This is a genomic window from Kitasatospora sp. NPDC056531 (genome assembly GCF_042794375.1).
Taxonomy (GTDB): domain Bacteria; phylum Actinomycetota; class Actinomycetes; order Streptomycetales; family Streptomycetaceae; genus Kitasatospora.
In genome coordinates this window covers 77,667-99,166 of sequence record NZ_JBHTTU010000005.1, presented here as the reverse complement: position 1 = coordinate 99,166, position 21,500 = coordinate 77,667, and the positions used below count along the sequence as shown (strand labels likewise).

General features: G+C 72.1%; 15 protein-coding genes. 12 read left to right on the top strand and 3 right to left on the bottom strand.

Going from position 1 to position 21,500, the window contains the following annotated elements; translation table 11 throughout:
- Nucleotides 1–78 precede the first annotated feature (78 nt).
- Nucleotides 79–1,113: a LacI family DNA-binding transcriptional regulator gene (locus ACFQ87_RS08100; protein WP_380609764.1), complete on the top strand. Its 1,035-nt coding sequence runs from the start codon at nucleotides 79–81 to the stop codon at nucleotides 1,111–1,113.
- Here ACFQ87_RS08100 and ACFQ87_RS08095 read toward each other — a convergent pair whose 3' ends face one another.
- Together ACFQ87_RS08095 and ACFQ87_RS08090 are read right to left on the bottom strand one after the other, a co-directional pair.
- On the bottom strand, nucleotides 1,114–2,688 hold the full coding sequence (locus ACFQ87_RS08095; RefSeq protein ID WP_380609763.1) for a cellulase family glycosylhydrolase: 1,575 nt from the start codon (nucleotides 2,686–2,688) through the stop codon (nucleotides 1,114–1,116). It abuts the gene before it with no gap.
- Nucleotides 2,689–2,745: 57 nt separating this feature from the next.
- Nucleotides 2,746–4,785 carry a glycoside hydrolase family 6 protein gene (locus tag ACFQ87_RS08090; RefSeq protein WP_380609762.1) on the bottom strand — a complete coding sequence of 680 codons (2,040 nt, stop codon included), beginning with the start codon at nucleotides 4,783–4,785 and terminating at the stop codon, nucleotides 2,746–2,748.
- Between the two features lie 510 nt (nucleotides 4,786–5,295).
- On the opposite strand from ACFQ87_RS08090, the gene ACFQ87_RS08085 reads away from it, so the two are divergent.
- Nucleotides 5,296–6,771 (top strand): endo-1,4-beta-xylanase, encoded by a 1,476-nt coding sequence (locus tag ACFQ87_RS08085; RefSeq protein ID WP_380609761.1) that lies wholly within the window; start codon nucleotides 5,296–5,298, stop codon nucleotides 6,769–6,771.
- Nucleotides 6,772–6,872: 101 nt separating this feature from the next.
- On the opposite strand, the gene ACFQ87_RS08080 is transcribed toward ACFQ87_RS08085, so the two are convergent.
- Nucleotides 6,873–7,904 carry a LacI family DNA-binding transcriptional regulator gene (locus ACFQ87_RS08080; RefSeq protein WP_380609760.1) on the bottom strand — a complete coding sequence of 344 codons (1,032 nt, stop codon included), beginning with the start codon at nucleotides 7,902–7,904 and terminating at the stop codon, nucleotides 6,873–6,875.
- A 204-nt stretch (nucleotides 7,905–8,108) separates the two neighbouring features.
- On the opposite strand from ACFQ87_RS08080, the gene ACFQ87_RS08075 reads away from it, so the two are divergent.
- From ACFQ87_RS08075 to larA, 10 genes are all read left to right on the top strand, one after another.
- Nucleotides 8,109–9,401: an ABC transporter substrate-binding protein gene (locus tag ACFQ87_RS08075; protein WP_380609759.1), complete on the top strand. Its 1,293-nt coding sequence runs from the start codon at nucleotides 8,109–8,111 to the stop codon at nucleotides 9,399–9,401.
- Nucleotides 9,398–10,294 (top strand): carbohydrate ABC transporter permease, encoded by an 897-nt coding sequence (locus ACFQ87_RS08070; RefSeq protein ID WP_380609758.1) that lies wholly within the window; start codon nucleotides 9,398–9,400, stop codon nucleotides 10,292–10,294. Before ACFQ87_RS08075 ends, ACFQ87_RS08070 begins: the two co-directional genes overlap by 4 nt.
- Complete coding sequence (locus ACFQ87_RS08065; protein ID WP_380609757.1) at nucleotides 10,294–11,112, top strand: carbohydrate ABC transporter permease; 819 nt, start codon at nucleotides 10,294–10,296, stop codon at nucleotides 11,110–11,112. Before ACFQ87_RS08070 ends, ACFQ87_RS08065 begins: the two co-directional genes overlap by 1 nt.
- Nucleotides 11,109–13,490: a beta-glucosidase gene (locus tag ACFQ87_RS08060; RefSeq protein ID WP_380609756.1), complete on the top strand. Its 2,382-nt coding sequence runs from the start codon at nucleotides 11,109–11,111 to the stop codon at nucleotides 13,488–13,490. The genes ACFQ87_RS08065 and ACFQ87_RS08060 overlap by 4 nt, the downstream gene beginning before the upstream one ends.
- 14 nt (nucleotides 13,491–13,504) lie before the next feature.
- Nucleotides 13,505–14,479: a glycoside hydrolase family 6 protein gene (locus tag ACFQ87_RS08055; protein ID WP_380609755.1), complete on the top strand. Its 975-nt coding sequence runs from the start codon at nucleotides 13,505–13,507 to the stop codon at nucleotides 14,477–14,479.
- A 137-nt stretch (nucleotides 14,480–14,616) separates the two neighbouring features.
- Nucleotides 14,617–16,497, top strand: a complete 1,881-nt coding sequence (locus ACFQ87_RS08050; protein WP_380609754.1) for an ABC transporter ATP-binding protein — start codon at nucleotides 14,617–14,619, stop codon at nucleotides 16,495–16,497.
- Nucleotides 16,494–18,323: an ABC transporter ATP-binding protein gene (locus tag ACFQ87_RS08045; RefSeq protein ID WP_380609753.1), complete on the top strand. Its 1,830-nt coding sequence runs from the start codon at nucleotides 16,494–16,496 to the stop codon at nucleotides 18,321–18,323. The genes ACFQ87_RS08050 and ACFQ87_RS08045 overlap by 4 nt, the downstream gene beginning before the upstream one ends.
- A 181-nt stretch (nucleotides 18,324–18,504) precedes the next feature.
- Nucleotides 18,505–19,239, top strand: coding sequence for a FadR/GntR family transcriptional regulator (locus ACFQ87_RS08040; protein ID WP_380609752.1), 735 nt, complete (start codon nucleotides 18,505–18,507; stop codon nucleotides 19,237–19,239).
- Nucleotides 19,240–19,274: 35 nt separating this feature from the next.
- Entirely contained in the window at nucleotides 19,275–20,153 is an 879-nt protein-coding gene (locus tag ACFQ87_RS08035) for an amidohydrolase family protein (protein WP_380609751.1), read from the top strand.
- A complete protein-coding gene (gene larA / locus ACFQ87_RS08030; protein ID WP_380609750.1) occupies nucleotides 20,150–21,439 on the top strand; it encodes a nickel-dependent lactate racemase in 1,290 nt (429 codons plus the stop codon). Before ACFQ87_RS08035 ends, larA begins: the two co-directional genes overlap by 4 nt.
- Nucleotides 21,440–21,500 lie beyond the last annotated feature (61 nt).

Genomic DNA, 21,500 nt, shown 5'->3' with positions numbered 1-21,500 from the left:
TACCGGACGGTGTCGTCCGACCGTCCTCGGCGCGGTTGCCGCAGCTGCCGCCGTCCGTCGTCCGCCGGGAGACCGATCATGAGCCGTGCCGCCCAGCAGCAGCCCGCTGTCCGCCCCACCCTGGAGGCGGTGGCAGCGCGGGCCGGAGTGGGCCGGGGCACGGTGTCCCGGGTCGTCAACGGCTCGCCCAAGGTGAGCGCCAAGGCCCGCGCGGCGGTCGAGCAGGCCATCGCGGAACTCGGCTACGTCCCCAATCAGGCGGCCCGCTCCCTGGTCACCTCCCGGACCGACGCGGTCGCGCTGGTCATCCCGGAGAGCGTCGCGAAACTGAGATCCGAACCCTACTTCTCCGACATCATCACCGGAGTCTCCGCCGAACTCGCGGAGTCCGACCTGCAGTTGCTGCTGGTGCTGGTGCGCGACGAACACGAGCGGGAACGGCTGACCCGCTACCTCACCGCCCGCCGGGTGGACGGCGTCCTGCTGGTCTCGGTGCACGAGGACGATCCACTCCCCGAACTGCTGGAGCGGCTGGAACTGCCCGCCGTGCTGGGCGGCCGCCGCTCGGTGCAGGAGCCGCTGAGCTACGTGCACGCCGACAACGCGGGCGGTGCCCGAGCGGCCGTCCGGCACCTGCTGGCCCGGGGCAGGACGGCCATCGGGACCGTCACCGGGCCGCTCGACATGGAGGGCGCCGCGGCGCGTCTGGCCGGCTACCGGCAGGCGCTCGCCGAGGCCGGGGTAGCGGTCGACGAGGGGCTCGTCGCCCACGGGGACTTCACCGAGCGCGGCGGACGCGAGGGCATGCGGGAACTGCTCGCCCGCCGGCCCGGCCTGGACGCGGTGTTCTGCGCCTCGGACCTGACGGCGGCGGGTGCGCTGCGGGCGCTGCGGGAGGCGGGCCGGCGGGTGCCGCAGGACGTCGCCGTGATCGGCTTCGACGACTCCGTGGTGGCCCGGAACACCGAGCCGCCGCTCACCAGTGTGCGTCAACCGATCGAGGAGATGGGGCAGTTGATGGTCCAGCTGCTGCTCAAGGAGATCGCCGAGCCGGGCCGGTTCCGCCGGCAGATGGTCCTGCCGACGGAACTGGTGGTGCGGGAGTCGGCGTGACTACCCGCCGGCCAGGTGGGCGCGGTAGCCGGCGCCGAAGGCCGTCGGCGTGCCGTCGTAGGAGCTGATCAGCGCCGGGCCGCTGCGGCAGTCCCAGGTGTTCCAGGCCCAGGCGAGGTAGGAGACGCCGTGCTGGTCCAGCCATGGCAGTAGGGAGTCCAGGTAGCCGTGCGCGCAGTCGTTCTCTCCCAACTCTCCTGTTACCACGGGTATATGGGCTGTCAGCGGGCCGATTTGCGCGTCCCAGCAGGAACCGGTGCTGCAGGTGTTGAAGTTGTACGAGTGCCAGGAGGCGGCCAGGTTGTGCAGGGGATCGGCCGGTTGGTAGGCGGCCCACTGGGTCAGGTCGTTGGCGTACTCCTGGCCGCCCAGCATCAGGACGTTGTCCGCGCCGGTCGAACGCACCGCGTCGACCATCGCCTGCATGCCGGCGACCTGGAAGCCGATTCCGGGGCAGCTGCCGCCGTCCCGCCAGCAGGCCCAGCCACTGGCCTCGCTCCCGGTGGCGCGTGACGGGTACGGCTCGTTGAACAGGTCGAAGACGGTCGCGTCGTCGCCCTTGAAGGTCTGCGCCACCGAGGTCCAGAACGGAAGCGCGCCGGCGGCGTCCGGCATGGGCTTCTGGCAGGTGGCGTTGGCGTCGGAGCAGCCGGCGGACGGTCCGGTGTACGCCCCGTCGGTCCAGTGCAGGTCCAGGACGGCCACCAGGCCGTTGCGGTGCAGCAGGTCGACGTAGCCGCGCACCGCGTCGATGTAGGCCGGTCCGGCATAGGCGGGGTCGACGTTGGAGTGGCCGAGCCAGCAGTCCTCGTTGAGCGGCACGCGGACGGCGTTGACGCGCCAGGCCTTCATCGCGGTGACGGAGGCCTGGTCGGCCGGGCCGTCGAAGATGCCGTGTCCCTGGACGCACATGAACTCGGCCCCGGAGCGGTTGACCCCGTGCAGGGCGATCGGGGTGCCGTCGGCCTTCGCCAGCGTGCTGCCCGAGACGTGCACGGCCGGGGCGGGCCCGCTCGGCGGCGGAGTGGGGGTCGTGGTGGGGGTCGTCGTGGGGGTGGGGCTCGGCGACGGGCTCGACTGCGGCCCGCAGGGGGTGCCGTTGACGGTGAAGGTGGTGGGGGCGGTGTTGGCGCCGCTGTAGGCGAAGTTGGCGCTGGTGGTGTAGCTGGCGCCGGGGTTGATGGTGGGGGCGTAGCCGGGGTTGGTGACGGTGACGGCCTGTCCGGTCTGGGTCCAGGTGCCGTTCCAGCCGTTCTGGAGGGCCTGGTTGCCGGTGTAGGCGTAGCCGAGGGTCCAGCCGTTGATGGCGGTGGTGCCGGTGTCGGTGATGGTGAGGTTGGCGGTGAAGCCGCCGCCCCAGTCGTTGACGGCGTAACTCACGTCGCAGGACAGGCCGGCGGTGGGGGCCGCCGAGGCGGTGAGGGGGAGCACCGCCAGGGCGGCGCACGCGGCGGTGGCGGCCGCGAGCGCGGCGGTGCGGGCAGGGACGGTGCGGGCAGGGACGGTGCGGGCAGGGGCGGTGCGCGGAGGGGCGGTGCGCGGAGGGGCGGTGCGCGGAGGGGCGGTGCGGGGCATGCGGAGATCCTCGGGAGTGGGGGCCGGGGCCGTCGGTGCGGCCCCGGCCGGATGAGGTCAGCTCGCGGTGCAGGTCAGCGACGGAGCGGTGTTGCCGCCCGAGTAGGTCGCCTGGAAGCCGAAGCTGGTGGTGGCGTTCGGCGCCAGCGCGCCGTTGTAGGCCTGGCTGGCGGCCGTCACCGCGGCGCCGCTCTGGGCTGTGGTGGCGTTCCAGCTGTTGGTGATCTGCTGGCTGCCGCCCCAACTCCAGGTGACTGTCCAGGACTTGGTCGCCGCGGTGCCAGTGTTGGCAACGGTCACATTGGCCGTGAAGCCGCTGCCCCAGTCATTGCCGACCGCGTAGCTGGCGGAGCAGCCGCTGCTGCCGCCGCCGCCCGACGCCGCCGCCGTGGTGGCGGTCACCGCCGCGGAGGCGGGGGAGACGTTGCCGGCGGCGTCCTGCGCGGTGACGGTGTACTGGTAGGCGGTGGCGGGGGAGAGCCCGGAGTCGGTGTAGCTCGTGCCGGTCGCGGTCGCGACCTTGGCCCCGTTCCGGTACACCGAGTAGCCGGTCACGCCGGCCGGGTCGGTGGACGCCGTCCAGCTGAGCGACACGCTGCTGCTGGTGGTTCCGGTGACGGTCAGTCCGCTCGGCGCGGTCGGGCCGGTGCTGCCGCCGGAGCCGTCGAATGCCGGGTAGGCGTTCTGCACCAACTGCCGGAACTGGGCGGGGAACCACTGTCCGGCCGGGATGTTGTCACCGGGGATGGCGTCGGTGGGGTAGGTGTTGCCGTTGCCGTCGGTCTGGGTGCCGTTCGGATCGCAGTGCGGGTCGCCGTGGGGGTGGGAGGCGGTCGGGTAGTCGCCGTCCGACTCGCCCGGCGGCTTGACCCAGAGGAACGCGATGATCGGGCTGCCCGCGCCGTACGGCTCGGCCTGCGGACGGGCGCCGATGCCCGCGCCGCTGATGTTGCACCAGCTGCCCCGGAAGTGCTTCCGGTCGACCTTGTTGGCCGCGACGTACGCGTCCACCGTGGTGGGGCCGGAGTTGAGTGCGGTGGGCCGGGCGGAGCCGCCCCAGCCGTTGCGGGAGGTGTCGACCAGCATGCCGATGCTGCTCGGGAACCCGTTGGACACCAGGGTGGCGTACATCGCGGTGTCGTAGTGGTACTCGTCGAACTCGGGGTTGTACTGGTAGAAGTTGGCCGACTTGAGCGGCTGCCCGCCGACGGTGAGCTCGGCGTCGGGAAGGAACGGCTCGGAGAGCGGTGTGGTGTTGGCGGTGTCGCTGATGAAGCCGTCGATGCTGGCGAACCCGGCGGTGGTGGCCTGGGCGACCTTGGCGTACTCCCGGCCCGCCGGCACCATGTTGTTGGACCAGCCGAGCCAGCCCGCGTGGCCGATGTCCAGGTAGTCGTACACGTTGGGGATCGCGTGCAGCTTGTTGAGCGCGTACTCGATGCCCGCTTCGTAGTACGGGGTGGCGGTGGCGCAGGCCGGCTTGGACTGGTTGGTCACGGCGTTGGGCAGGGAGTCCGGCTCGATGACGGCCGCGACCCGGATGCCGGCGTACTTCGGGTTGGCCAGGACGGCCGCGATCGGGTCGATGTACTGCGTCTCGTACGTGGCCAACCCGGCTGCTGTGGATGGGAGTTCACCGTTGGAGGCGAGCGCGGCGCAGTCCCGCCCCGGCAGGTCGTAGATGACGACCTGGAAGACGACCGGCGTGGTTCCCTGCTGCTGGGCGAGCGCATGGTCCAGGTGGGCCTGGAGGCCGAGGTGGGTGGCGTCGCCGGCGATCGCGCCGATGTGGTCCATCCAGACGGCGGTGGGGTTGGCGGCGACCTGGGACTCGAGACCGCCCAGGGCGCCGCCGTCGGAAGCGGCCTGGGCCTTGACCTGGGCGGCGAAGTCGGGGTTGAGGTAGCCGGTCGCACCGGCGAACGGGTTGGCGACGTGGACGGTGGCCGCGTGCGCGGGGGTGGCGTGCGCGGGGGTGGCGTGCGCGGGGGTGGCGTGCGCGGGGGTGGCGGCTCCGATGCTCGGCAGCAGGCCGGTGGCGCCGAGCAGCGTGGCGGCCGCTGCCGTGCGCAGGCGACGCAGGACGGGATGGGGCACGTCCGGGTCCTTTCGGATGGGTGGGGATTCCTGACGGGATCGCTGAAATCGGGTGGGAACGCGCCCACTTGGGGGCGCGGCGATCCCCTTCACATCAAGCCAGGGCCTGAGAAAGGCCGTCAATAGGCGCGGGAGCGCTCCCATAAGCCGCTGTAACTTACACGCCGCCGAGCCGGGCGGCCCGCCGCCCCGCCCTCCGGGCACCCGCGCAGGTCGACGGGGAGCTCGGCGTACACGAAAGGTCGGCACCGCTCCGCTCGGCCACAAGGGCCCTTCGGGCAGAGCTTTCCGAAACATCGACGAAACATTCAACCGCGTATTGACGGGTCCCGCGCACTCCGAGTTACCTAGCCGCGGGAGCACAACCCACCGGGCGCCGCCTGCCGGACGGCTGCCGCCGTGCTCCCGTTCCCCGAATCGACGGCGACACCGCCGTCATCGCTCGTGCGCCATGACCCGCCGACAGCGCGGGTGTGTACCTCCCCCCTGGAGCGACTCTGGAGGTCGACCATGCCTCTTCGAAGGATCCTGATCGGAATGCACCGCGCCTGGACCGCCACGTTGGTCCTGGCGCTGGTGCTCGCGACCGGCGCGCTGGCCGCGACGACCCCGGCCGCGGCGGCCGGCGGCACGTTGAAGGCGGCGGCGGAAGCCGACGGCCGGTACTTCGGCACCGCGCTGACGGACGGTGACCTCGGCGTCGGCGGTGAGACCGCCGTTGCCGGGGCGCAGTTCGACATGCTGACCCCGGGCAACGAGATGAAGTGGGACACCACCGAGCCGTCCCCAGGCTCGTACGACTTCGGGCCGGGCGACCAGCTCGTGCAGTTCGCCCGGGCGCAGGGCATGCGGGTGCGCGGCCACAACCTGGTGTGGCAGAACCAACTCCCCTCCTGGGTGTCGAATCTGCCGCTGAAGCAGGTGCGTTCCGTGATGGAGGCGCACATCACCACCGAGGCCACCCACTACAAGGGCCAGGTCTACGCCTGGGACGTGATCAACGAGCCCTACAACGGCGACGGCTCCCTCGTCCCGGACGTGTTCTACCAGGCGATGGGAACCGACTACCTCGCCGATGCGCTACGCACCGCGCACGCCGCCGACCCGGGCGCCAAGCTCTACATCAACGACTACGGCATCGAGGGCGGGAACGCGAAGAGCGACGCCCTCTACCGCCTGGCCCAGTCGCTGCTCGCCCAGGGGGTGCCGCTGGGCGGCATCGGGTTCGAGAGCCACTTCATCCTCGGTCAGATCCCCGCCGACATGCAGGCCAACCTGCAGCGGTTCGCGAACCTGGGCCTGGACGTGGCCGTCACCGAACTGGACGACCGGATCCAGCTCCCCGCCTCCGGCGCCGCACTCCAGCAGCAGGCCACCGACTACGCCGCCGTGGTGCGGGACTGCCTGGCCGTCTCCCGCTGCGTGGGCGTGAGCCAGTGGGGCGTGGACGACGCGCACTCCTGGATCCCCGGCACCTTCCCCGGAACCGGCGCCGCCACCATGTACGACGGCAACGACCAGCCCAAGCCGGCCTACTACGCGGCGCTCTCCGTCCTCGGCGGTTCGAGCACCGGCGGCGGTGGCGGCGGCACCACGGGAGAGTTGCACGCGGTCGGTGCCGGCAAGTGCCTGGACGTGCCGAACGGTTCGACCACGGCGGGCACCCAGGTGCAGATCTACAGCTGCTGGGGCGGCACCAACCAGATCTGGACGCACACCTCGGGTGACCAGCTGAGTGTCAACGGCGGCGGCAGCCGGCTGTGCCTGGACGCCTCCGGGCAGGGCACCGCCCCCGGCACCAAGGTGGTCGTCTGGCCGTGCAACGGCCAGGCCAACCAGCAGTGGCACCTGAACACCGACGGCACCGTCACCGGCGTCCAGTCCGGCCTGTGCCTGGACGTGTCCGGCGCCTCCACCGCCGACGGCGCCCTGGCCCAGCTGTGGACCTGCAGCGGTCGCAGCAACCAGCAGTGGACGCTCGGCTGACACGGCGGAACGGTGTGGCCGGACGGTGCCGGGCCCCCGGACCGTCCGGCCGCACTGCTTTCCGGCCCGACGGCCCGACGGCCCGAGGGTCGGACGTCCCGTCAGCCGTTCGCGGCCGGGCCGGGTTCGACCGTACGCGGCCGGGCGGTGCTGCTGCGCTCGACCAGGCTGGTGGCCAGGTCCACCCGCAGGGTGCCGGGCCGCACCCCGCGGGCCAGGTCGATCACCAGGTGGGTCGCCACCTCGGCCATCTCGGTCAGCGGCTGGCGCACGGTGGTCAGCGGCGGGCCCACCCAGCGGGCCAGCGGCAGGTCGTCGAAGCCGACCACGCTGAGGTCCCCCGGAATGCGCAGCCCCAGCTCGCGGGCGGCCTCGTACAGGCCGAGCGCCTGCAGGTCGTTCCCGGCGAACACGGCGGTCGGCCGGTCCGGCAGGCGCAGCAGCTCCAGGCCGAGCCGGCGTCCGGACTCGTGGTGGAAGTCGCCCTCGCGGACCAGCTCCGGGTCGTACGGGATGCCCGCCATGTCGAGCGCCGCCCGGTAGCCGTCGGCCCGGGCCCGGCTGCACATCATCCGGGCGGGGCCGCCGATCAGGCCGATCCGGCGGTGGCCGAGGTCGAGCAGGTGCCGGGTGGCGGCGAGGCCGCCGTCCCAGTTGGTGGTGCCGACGGCGGGCACGTCCCGGCCGGGGTCGCCGGCCGGGTCCAGCACCACGAAGGGGATGTCCCGGCTGGCCAGTTGCTCGCGCAGCGAGCGGTCCAGGTCGGACAGCACCAGCACCACGCCGGTGGGGCGGCGGGCGAGCACCCCGTCCACCCAGGACTGGCCAGGGCCGTGCCGTTCGGCGGACTCGGAGAGCACGATGCTCAGGCCCTCCTCGCGGACCGCGTTCTCGACGCCCCGGATCACCTCCACCGCCCAGGCGCTCTCCAGCTCGTGGAAGACCAGTTCCAGCAGCGGGCTGGTCCGGCGGTTGCCGCGCCGCCGCCGGTAGCCGTACCGGTGCAGCAGTTCCTCGACCCGTTCCCGGGTGGCCGGGGCGACGTCGGCGCGTCCGTTCAGGACTTTCGAAACAGTCGGCGCGGAGACCCCTGCCTCCTGCGCGATCTCGGCGAGCGTGGCCGCTCTGTTCACGGGTTCCTCCTGCACTGCCCTGCTGGGCGAACTCCGTCGTGGGTGGCGTCGGGCACGGCCGCGGCGGTCCGTACCGCACGGATGCTAGCCCGCCGACGGCCCGGGGCCGATCCCGTCCGCACTCTTGACGGGCGGTCAGGTCGGTTCTAGGTTTCCCACAACATTCGGCAACTTGCTCGAAACATTCGAAACTGAGGGCAGGATATGCGATCGAGATTCGCCGCGGTCACCGCGGTCACCGCACTCGTCCTGGGCTCGTCCGCCGCCTGCGGATCCGGCGGCGCCTCCTCCGACGCCGGGGACGGGACGATCCACGTGCTGGTCTACGGCGACGCCGGCAACAAGGTCGAGAAGCAGATCGTCGACACGTTCAACCGGACCTCCGAGGTCAAGGCGGTGCTCGACACCGTCCCCGGCGCCGACTACCAGCAGAAGCTCCAGACCGTGATCAACACCCCGCGGGCCCCGGACGTCTTCTTCAACTGGGGCGGCGGCTCCATCCAGCCGTTCGTCAAGGCGGGCCTGCTGCTGCCGCTGGACGACTTCATCGCCAAGGACCCGGGCCTGAAGGACAACTTCCTGCCCTCGGTCTTCAACTCGGCGGTGGTGGACGGCAAGCCGTACGGAGTGCCGATGCGCGGCACCCAGCCGGTGCTGCTGTTCCACAACAAGAAGGTGCTCGCGGACGTCGGACTCACCCCACCGAAGACCTGGGACGACCTCCTCGCCGCCACCAGGGCCCTGAAGGCCAAGGGCATCACCCCGATCGCCCTCGGCGGCGGCGACCAGTGGCCCACCCTGATGTGGTTCGAGTACCTCTACGACCGGATCGCCGGCCCCGCCCTGTTCCAACGGGCAATCGGCGGCGACCGGGAGGCCTGGGCGAGCGAGGACAGCCGCAAGGCGCTGGCCACCCTCAAGCAGCTGGTCGACGCCGGGGCGTTCGGGAGCAACTTCGACTCCGTGAAGTTCACCGACGGCGGCTCCCCGGCCCTGGTCACCAAGGGCAAGGCCGCCTTCGAGCTGATGGGCTCCTGGTACTACGCCACGCAGCAGGACGCCAACCCGGACTTCGCCAAGACCGGCCTCGGCTACACCGGCTTCCCGGCCCTGAGCGGCGGCAAGGGCGACGCGGCCGACGTCGTCGGCAACACCAACAACTTCTACTCCGTACTGAAGAAGACCAAGCACCCGGAGGCCGCCGCGGCCTTCCTCAAGCTGATGTACTCGGAGGAGTTCGTGAAGGCGCAGCTGGCCCTCGGCAACCTGCCGACCACCACCGGCACCGTCGACTTCCTCGACCTCTCCGCCAGCCCCGCCTACTCCAAGGACCAGTACCAACTGGTCAAGGCCGCCCCCTCGTTCCAGCTGTCCTGGGACCAGGCCTACCCGCCGAGCGCCATGACCCCGATGCACACGGCCGTCCAGCAGTTCTTCGACGGCCGGATCGACACCGACGGCTTCATCAAGGCCATGCAGGCCTTGCCGACCTCATGACGCGCCGTGCGCGGTTCGGCGCGGAGGCGACCCGCCCGGGCTTCGTCTGGGCGCTCCCCGCGGCGGTGTTCTTCCTGTTGTTCGCGCTCACACCGCTGCTGCTGGTCGTCGTGCTCTCCTTCACCAGCTGGGACGGCATCGGCGAACCGCGGTTCAACGGCCTGGCCAACTGGACCGCCCTGCTCCACGACCCGGTGATGCTCCAGTCCGTCTGGACCACCCTGCTGCTCACCGCCCTCGGCGTGCTGACCCAGACGCCGATCAGCATCCTGCTCGGCGTCTGGGCCGCCGGGCAGCAGCGCAACCGGGCCGTGCTGTCGGCGATCTATTTCGTGCCGCTGCTGCTCTCGGCCACCGCCGTCGCAGTGGTGTGGCGCGCCGTCCTCGACCCCAACTTCGGCGTACCGGCCCAGCTCACCTGGCTGTTCGGCGACGGCAACCTGCTCGGCAGCAGGAGCGGGGCGATCGGGGTGCTGACCTTCGTCGGCGTGTGGCAGTTCACCCCGCTGCACGCGCTGATCTACCAGGGCGGCGCCCGGGCCATCCCCCAGGTGCTCTACCAGGCCGCGGCCGTCGACGGGGCGGGCCGGGTGCGGCAGTTCTTCCACATCACCCTGCCGCAGTTGCGCAACACCGTCATCACCTCGGTGATCCTCATGGTGGTCGGCGGCCTGACCACCTTCGACACCGTGCTGATCCTCACCCAGGGCGGCCCCGGCACGGACACCACCGTCACCGCCTACTACATGTACCAGAAGGCCTTCAAGGGCTTCGACTTCGGCACGGGATCGGCCATCGCGCTGGTCCTCGTGGTGGTCGCCACCCTGATCTCGCTCGCGGTGGTCAGGCTCTCCGGTTACGACCGGATGCGCGGCACGACGGAGGGCCTGTGATGCGCCGGCGCCCCAACGTCCTGGCCGGGTTCGGCTCCCTGGTGTGGCTGCTGCTGGTCGGCCTGCCGCTGTACGTGCTGCTGATCGCCACCTTCCGCACCCGCTCCGACTACTCCACCGAGGGCCCGCTCAAGCCGCCCGCGCACTGGACCCTGCAGAACTACCTGACCGACCTCTCGACCGGCTTCGGCCGGGACTTCCTCAACACCCTGACCGTCACCGCCGGCGTGGTCGCCATCGTGCTGCTGGTCGTCCCGCCGCTCGCCTACGCCATCGTGCGCGCCCGCGGCCGGGCGACCGGCTGGGTGTTCCGGCTGTTCCTGCTCGGGCTGGCGATCCCCGCCCAGGCGGTGATCGTGCCGATGTTCTATGTCATCAGCAAGACCGGCCTGTACGACCACCTGATCGGCGTCGTCCTCCCGACCGCGGCCTTCTGCCTGCCGGTCTGCACCCTGGTGCTGACCGGTGCGATGCGCGACATCAGCCCCCAGCTGTACGAGGCGATGGCGATGGACGGCGCGTCCCCGGCGCGGGTGTTCCGGCAGCTGGTGCTCCCGCTGTCCAAGGGCGGACTGTCCTCGATCACGGTCTTCGCCGCCCTCCAGGCCTGGAACGGCTTCCTCTTCCCGCTGATCCTCACCCAGTCCGACTCCACCAAGGTCATCACCCTCGGCCTGTACGAGTTCCAGACCGAACACGGCGTGGACGTGCCCGGACTGCTCAGCGCCGTGGTGCTGTCCATGCTCCCCGTCTTCGTCGTCTACCTGTTCGCCCGCCGCGCCCTGGTCCAGGGCCTGACGGGGGTGGGAGGAAAATGAACGACCACCGGAACCCCGAGCCCGCGCCCGCGTGGCGGGACACCACGCTCACCCCGGAGGCGAGGGCCGACGCCCTGATCGCCGCGATGACCCTGCGGGAGAAGACCGCCCAACTGGTCGGCGTCTGGGTCGGCGCCGACGCCGACGGCGACGAAGTCGCCCCGCACCAGCACGAGATGGAGCCGCCACCGGACCTCGGCACCCTCCTGCCGTACGGGCTCGGCCAGCTGACCCGGCCGTTCGGCACCGCCCCGGTCGACCCGGCGCTCGGCGCGCTCTCGCTGCTGCGCACCCAGCAACGGATCGCCGCCGCCAACCGCTTCGGCATCCCGGCCCTGGCTCACGAGGAGTGCCTGGCCGGCTTCGCCGCCTGGGGAGCCACGGCATACCCCGTGCCGCTGTCCTGGGGCGCCGCCTTCAACCCGGGACTGGTCCGGACGATGGCCGCCGCCATCGGGCGCGACCTGCGGGCCGTCGGGGTGCACCAGGGCCTCGCGCCGGTGCTCGACGTGGTCCGCGACGCCCGCTGGGGGCGGGTCGAGGAGACCATCGGTGAGGACCCGTACCTGGTCGGCACCATCGCCACCGCCTACGTCCAGGGCCTGGAGTCGGCCGGGGTCGTCGCCACCCTCAAGCACTTCGCGGGGTACTCCGCCTCCCGCGCCGGACGCAACCTCGCACCCGTCTCGATGGGGCCGCGCGAGCGCGCCGACGTCATCCTGCCGCCCTTCGAGATGGCCGTCCGCGAAGGCCGACCCCGCGCGGTCATGCCCGCCTACACCGACACCGACGGCCTCCCCTCCGCCGCCGACCAGGCCCTGCTCACCGGACTGCTCAGGGACACCTGGGGGTTTACCGGAACGGTCGTCGCCGACTACTTCGGCATCGCCTTCCTCAAGACCCTGCACGGCGTGGCCGAGGACCGGTCCGACGCCGCCGCACTGGCCCTGGCCGGGGGAGTGGACGTCGAGCTGCCGACCGTCGACGCCTTCGGACAGCCGCTGTTCGACGCGGTCGTCACGGGCACCGTCCCGGAGCGGCTGGTCGACCGGGCGCTGCGCCGCGTCCTGGTCCAGAAGGCCGAACTCGGGCTGCTGGACGCCGACTGGAGCCCTGTACCGGACGCCCTCGCCGACGCCGACCTGAGCGAACCGGGGGCGCTGCGCGGCCTGGTCGACCTGGACCGGTCCGCCAACCGCGCGCTCGCCGCCGAACTCGCCGAGCAGGCCGTGGTGCTGCTGCGCAACGACGGCCTGCTGCCGCTGCACGACCCCGCGCGGATCGCGCTGATCGGCCCGAACGCCGACGAACCCACCGCGGTGCTCGGCTGCTACTCCTTTCCGGTGCACGTCGGGGGACAGCACCCCGGGACCCCGCTCGGCATCGAACTCCCCACCCTGCGCGAGGCGTTGGCGGCCGAGTTTCCCGGCAGCGAGCTGCGCACGGTGCGCGGCGTGACGGTCGACGGCGAGGACACCGCCGGCATCGTCGAGGCCGTACGCGCCGCCCGGCGGGCCGATGCGGTGGTGCTCGCCCTCGGAGACCGGGCCGGGCTGTTCGGGCGCGGCACCAGCGGCGAGGGATGCGATGCCGCATCGCTCGAACTTCCCGGCAGACAGCGGCAGTTGCTGGAAGCGGTACTGGACACCGGGACGCCCGTGGTGGTCACCCTGCTGGCGGGGCGGCCGTATGCGCTCGGGCGCGCCGGCACCGAGGCGGCCGGGATCGTCCAGTGCTTCTTCCCGGGCGAGGCCGGGACGGTGGCGCTCGCGGGCGTGCTCAGCGGGCGCGTCAACCCGTCCGGACGGCTGCCCGTCTCCGTCCCCGCCCACCCCGGGGTCCAGCCCTCCACCTACCTGGCCGCCAGGCTGGCCCAGGCCGGCGAGGTCTCCAGCACCGACCCGACACCCGCCTTCGGCTTCGGACACGGGCTAGGCTACAGCGAGTTCACCTGGTCCGGCCTGGAGGTGCGGACTGCCGAGACCGGCACCGACGGCGCGTTCCGGCTCGCCTTCGAACTGCGCAACGCCGGCACCCGGGCGGGCGCCGAGGTGGTGCAGCTGTACCTCCACGACCCGGTGGCCACCGTCGTCCAGCCGGTGCAGCGGCTGATCGGCTACCGCCGGATCCCACTGGACGCCGGAGCGGGCTGCCGGGTGGAGCTGACCCTCCCCGCCGACCTGGCCTCCTTCACGGGCCGCGACGGCGGGCGGACCGTCGAACCCGGCGCACTGGAACTGCGGATCTCCGCCTCCAGCACCGACCCCCGCCTCACCGTCCCGCTGCGCCTCACCGGCCCGGCCCGCCCGCTCGACCACACCCGCCGACTGCACCCGACCGTCACCGTCCACGACCTCCCGCCAGCCCCCACCCCGTAGCGGAGGAAGCCCCCATGCGCCGATCGATCCGCCGACTGTCCCTGCTCATGGCACCCGCACTGACCGCCCTCCTGGTCGCGGTCCAGCCTGCGACCGCCCATGCTGCCGACCCCACCACCCTGACCGACGGCTTCTACGCGGACCCCGACTCCACCGCGCAGCAGTGGGTCAACGCCAACCGTGCCGACGGCCGCGCCCCCGCGATCCAGGCCTCGATCGCCGACGTGCCGACGGCACGCTGGTTCGGCAACTGGAGCGGCACCATCGGGACGGCGACCGGGGCCTACGTCGGTGCGGCCGCCGCCAAGAGCAAGCTGCCGATCCTGGTTGCGTACAACATCCCCGACCGGGACATCTGCGCCGGCCAGTCCGGCGGTGGCGCGGGCACCCCCGCCGACTACGCCACCTGGATCGCCGCCTTCGCCGGCGGCATCGGTCACCGGCCGGCGGTGGTCGTCCTCGAACCGGACTCGCTCGGCGACGAGACCTGCATGACCGCCGCTCAGATCGCCGAGCGGAACGCGATGCTGCGCAACGCCATCGCGCAGTTCAACGCCAAGGCCCCGAACACCCGGCTCTACCTGGATGCCGGCAACCCCGCCTGGATGAGCGCCGAGACCATGGCCCAGCACCTGGTCGCGGCCGGGGCGAGCGGAGCGCACGGATTCTCGTTGAACGTGTCGAACTACTACGGCACCGCGGAGAACATCGCGTACGGCAACGCCGTCAACGCGGCCCTGCGGTCGGCGAACGGGTTCACCAAGCCGTTCGTCATCGACACCGCCCGCAACGGCAACGGATCAGACGGCAACTGGTGCAACCCGGCGGCGCGCAGGATCGGCACGCCCACGCGGGTCGGCGCCGGCGCCGAGATGCTGCTGTGGATCAAGGTGCCCGGCGAGTCCGACGGAAACTGCGGCACCGGTACGGGATCGACGGCCGGACAGTTCCTGCCCGAGGTCGCCTACAAGCTGATCCATGGCTACTGACCGCAGGTTGAATTCCGCATCCCATCGATCCGACTTCGGTTCCCCGGATATTCGACGCCAATTCGATGAATTCAACGGAATTTTGGGGTGGAAAAGATCGGTTGACATGCGGTCAGGAATTCTGTCAGATTTGGCGAATGTTCGAGTCGAAGCGCTTCGACGGCGCCATTCGATCGAGGGCGGAACACCTGGCCCTGCTTCTGCGCCCGCTGCGGGACGCCCGACCACGGCTGCTGGCCGCACTGGTCGGGCTCCTCGTCGTCCAGGCGGCCCTGCCGGCCGCCACCGCACTGGCCACCGCCGCCCTGGTGGCCAGCGTGCAGAACCATCCGGGCGCGGACCTGTTCGACGCCGCCCTCGTCCCCCTCGCCGCCTTCGGCGCGGTCCTGCTCCTCGGGCACGTGATCGAGGCGCTGACCGCGCCGCTGGCGCACCTCGCCGCCCTGCGCATCGACGGGGCGCACCGGGCCAGGGTCCTGCGGCTCGCCACGGCGAGCCCCACGATCGAGGCGCTGGAGACGCCGGAGGTGCAACAGCTGATCCGCCGGGCCCGCGCCCAACCGGCCAACTGGACCGAGCGCACCCCGGCCGACGGCGCGCTGGGACGCCTGCGCCGCGTCGCCTCGCTCCTCGGCCTGGCCGGCGCCTGCGCGGTGCTGGCGCAGTACGTGTGGTGGGCCGTGCCGGTCCTGCTGGTGCCCGGTGCGGTCAACCAGTACCTGCGCAACCGTCAGGCGCACGTCTTCACGGCGGTGTGGCGCAAGGGCATCGAGCACGGACTGCACGCCGAGGCCTGGCGGGAGGCACTCACCGCCGTCGGCCCCAGCATGGAGGTGCGGGTCTTCGGCTTCGGCGACTGGATGGTCGAACGCATCCAGCGGCACCTGCGGGCGATGTTCGGTCCCACCTGGGAGGTGTCCCGCAGACTGCTGCGCAACGAGTGGAGCCAGTTCCTGCTGGTCGGCGCCCCGCTGGTCGTCGTGTATCTCGCGGTGACCAGGGACGCGGCCCAGGGTGCGGTGGCCGTCTCAACCCTCACCGCGGTGCTGACCGCCTCCTGGTCGCTCGTGCAGTCGCTGGGCTACAGCGACGACGTCCGCAACATCCGCGCCGCCACCGAGGGCATGCTGGCCTACCAGGAGCTGCGGGAGCTCCTCGGCCCGCAGGCCGCCCGCGCGGACGCCCTCCCCGCGCCCCGCGCGGAGCGGCGCACCGGACCGCCACTGGTCGCCTTCGAGGACGTCTCCTTCACCTACCCGGGCACCGGGCGCACCGTGCTGAACGGCCTGGACCTGGAGATCAGGCCCGGCGAACTGCTGGCCGTGGTGGGGCTCAACGGCGCGGGCAAGTCCACCATGATCAAACTGCTGTCCGGCCTCTACCGGCCCACCCGGGGACGGATCACGGCCGACGGGAGCGACATCGCCGAGCTGGGCGCCGCCGGCTGGCGCGAGCACGTCTCGGTCGTCTTCCAGGACTTCGTCAAGTACCAGCTGTCGGCGGCCGACAACGTCGCGCTCGGACACGCCACCGTGCCCGTCGACCGGGCCGCCCTGGAGGCCGCCGCGAAGGACTCCGGTTTCGACGCGGTGCTGGAACGGCTCCCCGACGGCTGGGACACCCCGCTCGCCCGCACCCGGACCGGTGGGGTCGACCTCTCCGGAGGCCAGTGGCAGCAGGCCGTCCTGGCCCGCGCCCTGTACTCCGTGCACACCGGCGCCGACCTGTTGGTCCTCGACGAACCCACCGCGCACCTGGACGTGCGCACCGAGTTCGAGGTCTTCAACCGGCTCGCGGAGCACCGCGGCCGGGCCGGCGTGGTGCTGATCTCGCACCGGCTCTCCACCGTCCGGCAGGCCGACCGCATCGTGCTCCTCGACGGCGGGCGGATCACCGAATCCGGCACCCACGACGAACTCACGGCCCTCGGCGGCCGGTACGCCGAGCTCTTCGCCATCCAGGCCGAGCGCTTCCGGCTCGGCTACGACGACCGCACGGACGAAAGCGAACTCCTTTGACCCCGGACCCGCAGCAGCCCGAGTACCGTGCGACCGCACGGGACTACCTCGGGCTGGCCCGCGAACTGCTGGCCGTCTCCTATCGCCGCTCACGCTGGCTGACGATCGGCGTCCTGTTCACCCAGGCACTCTCCCTGGTCACGGTCGCCGCCACCGCGCTGACCCTGCGCGCGGCCATCAACGGCGCGATCGACCACGACACCGGGGCGGCCGTCGCCGGGGCGGTCGGCGCCGCCCTCGTCTACGCCGCCACCGCCGCGCTCACCGACCTGGGCTTCAACGTCAAGGGCCGGCTGGTGGACCAGGTGGCCGTGCTGGACCTGCCGGCCTCGATCGACCGGGACATCGCGCTGCTGGACGGGCTGGAGCACGTGGAGCGCAGCGACTTCCTGGACCGGGTGACCATCGTCCTCGGCGCCCCCTGGAGCATCGTCAACGGCTTCTGGTCGGCCGTCACCGCCGCCTTCGGCGTGCTCCAACTCGGCGTCTCCCTCCTGCTGCTGGGCACGGTGAGCCCCTGGCTGCTGCTTCTGCTCCTGTTCGCCGCCGCCCCGCTCTGGTTCGACCGGCAGGGCCAGCGCCGGGTCAGCCGGGCCGAGACCGAGACGGCGGAGGCGATCCGCCTCCAGAAGCACCTGTTCGACACCGTCTCGGAGGCGGCGGCCGCCAAGGAGATCCGGGTCGCCGGGGCGGGCGGTGAACTGGCCCGCCGCCAGGCCGCCGTCTGGGAGGAGGCCGCCGAGCACCGGTTCCGGGCCCAACTCCGCGCCGCCGTCTGGCGGGTGAGCGGTTGGGCGCTGTTCACCGCAGGATTCGTGGCCGCCCTGGCCGTCGTCATCCACCGCACCGCCCGGGGACACGGCTCACCCGGCGACATCGTCCTCGCCGTCACCGTCGCGTCCACCCTGCGCGGCTCGGTCGAGGCCGCCGTCGGCCGCACGACCGACTCCGTCGCCGCCCAGCGTTTCGTCGATCCTTACCTGTGGCTGCGCCGTTTCGTCGCCGACCGCACCCGCGACGCCGGTGAGCTCGCGACGCCGGCCCGGCTCACCGAGGGCATCGTCTTCGACCGGGTCAGCTACCGGTACCCCGGAACCGACCGGTTCGCCCTGGAGGACGTGAGCCTCACCATCCCGGCGGGGACGGTCGTCGCCGTGGTCGGCGAGTACGGCTCAGGCAAGACCACCCTGGTCAAGCTGCTCAACCGGTTCTACCAGCCGGACTCGGGCCGGATCACCGTCGACGGGGTGGACCTCGCCCGCTACGGCAGCGCCGGCTGGCACGCCCGCACCAGCGCCGCTTTCCAGGACTTCGGCCGCTACCGCACCGTGTTCTCCGAAACCGTCGGCCTGGGCGACCTGCCCCACCTCGACGACCGGGAGCGCATCGCCGAGGCGCTGCGCGAGGCCGAGGCCACCGGCTTCGTCAGCCGGCTGCCCCAGGGCGTGAACACCCGGCTCGGCCGCGCCCTGGGCGGGGTGGACCTGTCCGAGGGGCAGTGGCAGAAGACCGCCCTGGCGCGGGCGACCATGCGCCGCGAGCCGCTGCTGTTCGTCCTGGACGAGCCCACGGCGTCCCTGGACGCGCCCAGTGAACAGGAGATCTTCCAGCGCCAGATGGCCCGTGCCCGCGAGCTCGCGGCGCGCACCGGGGCGATCACCGTGATCGTCTCGCACCGGTTCTCGACCGTCACCGGTGCCGACCTCATCGTGGTGCTCGACCGAGGACGCCTCGAAGAGATCGGCTCGCACCAGGAACTGCTGGCCCGCCAGGGGCGCTACGCCGAGCTCTACGGCATCCAGGCGACGGCCTACGCCGAATCCTGAACCGCCCTCGATCAGACCGTTCTTCGCCTCAATACATGGGATGGATGCAGTGGAGAACCGGTCTCCGGCGCTCAGGACGTGAGCCTGCGTGGCGACGAACTCCCAGGTCTTATGGGCCAGTCGACCGGAGATAGTGATCGGATGTCTTCCGAGACATGGGATCACCTGCTACGTTTGCGCCGTGTCCCTGACTGACAAAGCAATCGCCCGCATCCGCCAGATGATCCGGGACGGCGAGCTGCCCCCGGGGTCGAAGCTGCCCCCGGAGCAGCAGCTCGCGGCCGAGCTCGGCCTGTCCCGGAACCTGATGCGCGAGGCGGTCAAGGCGCTCGTCGTCGCCCGTGTCCTGGAGATCCGGCGCGGCGACGGCACCTATGTGACCAGCCTGGCTCCCGGCCTGTTGCTGGAGGGCCTCGGTGGCGCGGTCGAACTCCTCCAGGGGGACACCGTCCTGGAACTCACCGAGGTGCGCAGGCTGTTCGAGCCGGTCGCCACCGCGCTGGCCGCCACCCGCATCTCCGACGAGGACCTCGCCGAGGTGGAACGGCACCTGTCGGCCATGCGGGACGCACGGGACGACGTGGAGCTGCTGCTCCAGCACGACGCGGCCTTCCACCGGGCGGTGATCCGCGCGACCCGCAACGAGACCCTGGCCACGCTGCTGGAGCACATCTCCGGGCGCACCCTGAGCGCCCGGGCCTGGCGAGGGCTGGCCGACGCGGACGCGGCCGGGCGGACCATCGCCGAGCACGAGGCGATCCACCAGGCCCTCGTCGCCCGCGACCCGAACCTCGCCCAGGCCGCCGCACTGATGCACATCAACACCACCGAACGCTGGCTGCGCGACCAGCTGGCCGAGGGGGAGCCGATCCCCGCCGCCTCGCGCCCGCAGTCGGACCAGCCCCGTACCACCTGACCTGCCGTCCACCACTGACCGAGGAGCGATCGCGGGTGAGAGTCGATGCGCACCACCACGTCTGGGAGCTGGGCCGGCGCCCCCAGACCTGGCTCGACGAACCGGAGTCGGCGGCCATCCGGCGTGACTTCTCAATCGCCGACCTCGCCCCCTGCACCCGGGCGGCGGGCATCGAACGCACCGTTCTGGTGCAGGTCCTGCCGGACCTGGCGGAGACCCGGGAGTTCCTCGCCCTGGCCGCCGCCGAGTCGTTGGTCGCCGGCGTCGTCGGCTGGGCGGAGCTCACCGCGCCCGACATCGCCGACACCCTGGCCGAACTGCGGCAGGGGCCGGGCGGCGAGCACCTGGTCGGCCTCCGCCACCTCGTCCAGGGCGAGGCCGACCCGGCCTGGCTCGCCCGCCCGGACGTCCGGCGCGGACTGCGCGCGGTCGGCGACGCCGGCCTCTGCTACGACCTGCTCGTCCTGCCCCACCAACTCCCTTGCGCCATCGAGACCGTACGCGCCCTCCCGGACCAGCCGTTCGTCCTGGACCACCTCGCCAAGCCGCCGATCGCGCGCGGCGAACGGGAGCCCTGGGCAGGTCGACTGCGCGAACTGGCCCGTGAGCCCAACGTCTTCTGCAAGCTCTCCGGCCTGGTGACGGAAGCCCGCCGGGACACCTGGAGCGTCGCCGATCTGCGCCCCTACGCCGAAACCGCCCTGGACGCCTTCGGGTCCGACCGCGTCATGTTCGGCTCCGACTGGCCGGTCTGCCTGCTGGCCGCCTCCTATGAACAAGTCGTCGACAGCGCCGATGAGTTGACGAACCGACTGCCGTCGCACGAGCGCGCCCAGGTCTTCGGCGGCACAGCGGTGCGGGCCTACGGCCTGCCCGAGCCGACCTCGCCCGGCGCAGAGAAGGAACCGATATGAAGGTGCGACTCGCCTTCGGGGAGGCCGGGCTCGACATCGACGTCGACCCGGCCGTCACCACCGTCGTGGAGCCGCTGCACCACCCGGGCGCCGCCGACGAGACGGCCGTGCTCCGGGAGGCACTGCGCAGACCGGTGGCCGGTCCGCCGCTGCGGGAACGGGTCAAACCGGGCCGGACGGTGGCCATCTCCGCCTGTGACGGTACCCGGCCCCAGCCGCGCCACCTGATGATCCCGGCGGTCCTGGCCGAACTCGACGGGATCGTCCGGCCCGAGGACGTGGTGATCCTGGTGGCCACCGGCACCCACCGGGGCAACGACCCGTACGAACTGCGGCGGATGTTCGGTGACGAGGTGGTCGACCGGATCCGGATCGTCAACCACGACGCCCGCGACGACGCCCGGTTGACCTGGGTGGGTCGCTGGGGCGACGACGTCCCGGTCCGGCTCAACCGGGAGTGGGTCGAGGCGGACGTCCGGATCACCACCGGCTTCGTCGAACCGCACTTCTTCGCCGGCTTCTCCGGCGGCCCCAAGCTGGTGGCCCCGGGCCTGGCCGGACTGGAGACGGTGCTCGTCCTGCACGACGCCAAGCGGATCGGCGACCCCCGGGCGACCTGGGGCACCACTCACGGCAACCCCGTCCACGACGATGTCCGCGCCATCGCGGCGGGCACCGGCGTCGACTTCGCCCTCGACGTCGTCCTCAACCGCGACCACCGCATCGTCGAGGCCTTCGGCGGCGACCTGCTGCCCATGCACGCCGCGGCCACCGCCGCCGCCCGCCGGATCGCGATGCGCCCGGTCGAGCACCGCTTCGACGTGGTGGTCACCACCAACGCGGGCCACCCGCTCGACCAGAACCTGTACCAGTCGGTCAAGGGCATGTCGGCCGCCCACACGGTGGTCCGGCCCGGCGGGCTCATCGTCTGCGCGGCCGAGTGCCGCGACGGCTTCCCCGACCACGGCTCCTACCGCGAGGTGCTGGCCTCCGCACCCTCCCCGCAGGCCCTGCTCGCGGAGATCGAGGCCAGGCCGCGGACCGTGCCCGACCAGTGGCAGGTGCAGGTCCAGGCCCGGATCCAGTCCTCCTGTCGGGTGGTCATGCACACCTCCCACCTCAGCGACGCCGAACTGGCGACCGCCCACCTGGAGCAGACCGCCGACATCTCGGCGACCGTGGCCGAGGCACTCGCCGCCGCCGGCCCGGACGCCCGGGTGTGCGTCCTGCCGGAAGGGCCGATGACGATTCCGTACCTGCGGCCGGACGGAGCGGCGACGCCCTGACGCGCGCGCCCGAGCCCGGCCCGCCTTCCCCGACCCCAGTACCCCGCGAGGAGCAGCGCCC